The organism is Catenibacterium sp. RTP21428st1_D7_RTP21428_210409 (genome assembly GCF_040227455.1).
Lineage (GTDB): Bacteria > Bacillota_I > Bacilli_A > Erysipelotrichales > Coprobacillaceae > Catenibacterium > Catenibacterium mitsuoka_A.
This window is the reverse complement of the sequence record NZ_JBEHVX010000149.1, coordinates 1-1,924: the sequence shown is the minus strand read 5'-3', so window position 1 is coordinate 1,924 and position 1,924 is coordinate 1. Positions and strand designations below refer to the sequence as shown.

Annotated in this window: 3 protein-coding genes; all 3 read left to right on the top strand. The window is 29.8% G+C overall.

What is annotated here, in order from left to right; translation table 11 throughout:
- Positions 1-172: 172 nt before the first annotated feature.
- The 3 genes from ABUA27_RS12530 to ABUA27_RS12520 all read left to right on the top strand — a co-directional run bounded on the left by ABUA27_RS12530 (position 173) and on the right by ABUA27_RS12520 (position 1,856).
- On the top strand, positions 173-538 hold the full coding sequence (locus ABUA27_RS12530) for a hypothetical protein (RefSeq protein ID WP_349820851.1): 366 nt from the start codon (positions 173-175) through the stop codon (positions 536-538).
- Positions 539-761: 223 nt separating this feature from the next.
- Positions 762-1,523, top strand: coding sequence for a TatD family hydrolase (locus tag ABUA27_RS12525; RefSeq protein ID WP_022424903.1), 762 nt, complete (start codon positions 762-764; stop codon positions 1,521-1,523).
- Between the two features lie 42 nt (positions 1,524-1,565).
- Entirely contained in the window at positions 1,566-1,856 is a 291-nt protein-coding gene (locus tag ABUA27_RS12520) for a MurR/RpiR family transcriptional regulator (protein ID WP_349820850.1), read from the top strand.
- The last annotated feature ends 68 nt before the right edge of the window (positions 1,857-1,924 follow it).

Sequence of the window (1,924 nt, the reverse complement as noted above, 5' to 3'; positions counted from 1 at the left end):
ATAGTCTATATCCTGAATATTTCTGCTCCACACTTCTCTTAAATCGTTACCTGTAGATTATGGGTATTCAAAAAAATATTTAATACCTAATTGGAAGAATAATTTGGCAAGAATATATATTATATTATTTCTTGTACTATCTATAATCTGTTTAATACAGGGAACTTTTGAAATGAGACTATATGCATTTGTTGCTTTTACAGTTGCAGCAGTGTTTTTCTTCGCTCGTATTTACGTTACTAAAAGAAATATCAATTTAATTTTATCTAAACAAATAGAGATATCAGGAAAAGAAGAAGTATTTTATTCGTTGGTCTTTGGAAATAATAGTGTCAATATAATTTTATCCAGTGATAAAACAAGTCAAATAAAGTATGAAGATATTAACAAAATAATTGATACACCAAAAGATTTTGTATTTATATGGAAACATAGCTTTTTTATTTTTTGTCAAAAAGATAATTTAAAAAGCGATGAAAAAGAAAAAATATATGAAATAATAAAGCGTATGAATGTAAAGTTAGTAAAGGGAAAATAAATGTTGTATTCAATATAGTGGGCAATGTTGTTTTGAAGATAATAATGAACTATTAAATCTATTACAAAGTATACCTAATGTGAAGTGGAAAGAGGCTAAATACTGGACACTAATCTAGAAAGTAATAATAGATAGAATTATAACGATTGTGCATTTACTAATAGGGGGTTTATTCCCCTGTTTTTTTTATGTATACTTGTTTAAAAGCGAGGTAATAAGAAAAATGTTATTTAATACACATACACATTTAAATAGTGAACAATTATTTGAAAATCGTGATTTATATATTCAGAATGCAATAGATAGAGGTGTGAAGTACTTTACTGTTGTAGGTTATGATTTAGAGTCTTCACGTCTTGCAGTACAGATAGCGCATGAGTATGACTTTATTTATGCTGCAGTAGGTATTAGTCCTAATGATTGTAAAGAGACAACAGATGAGGATTTAGAGGCAATAGAAGTACTTGCGAAAGATCCTAAGGTTGTTGCTGTAGGTGAAATAGGATTAGATTACTATTGGGATGAAGTATCTAAAGAAAAACAGATTGACTGTTTTAAGAAACAGTTAGAAATAGCCAAGAGATTATCTTTACCTGTTACTATTCATGCCAGAGATGCTTATGAAGATACATTGGATATTCTTTCTAAGTCTGGTGTAAAGGGTATTATGCATTGTTATAGTGGAAGTTATGAGATGGCTTTAAGATTCATTAAGATTGGTTATTATATTTCTTTGGCAGGTCCTGTTACTTTTAAGAATGCGAAGGTTCCTAAAAGAGTCGCTGAAGGCGTAGATTTAAACTATCTACTTGTAGAAACAGATGACCCTTATCTCACACCAGCACCTTATAGAGGAAAACAGAATGAACCAGGTAATGTCTATTTTGTTGCACAGAAGATTGCTGAACTAAAAGGATTAAGCTACGAAGAAGTCGCCAAACAGACAACAGAGAATGCACTTAAAGTATTCCAGTTAAAGAAATAGTAATTAAAATAGAGTATAATATAGTCTATCAGGAGGCTTTTTATGAACATTTATGATAAGCTCGAACAGTTATCACTTACAGAAAGTGAAAAAACACTTATAGACTATGTTATAGAACATTCAGAAGATATTATGAATATGTCTGCATCAGATATTTCTAAGAATAGCTATGTGTCTGTTTCTACTATTTATCGAATTATTGACAAACTAGAACTTTCAGGTTTACAGGCATTTAAATCCCATATTCACTTTGATCGTGAAAGATACCAGAAAGAACTTATTTCAGTGGACTATAACTATCCTTTCAGGATCAATAATACGAACTGGGGCTAGTATAAATTTAGTGCCAGTCAAATAGAGAAAATATCTAAAAAAAAGAATTGAAAAACATTCGAAAGAAT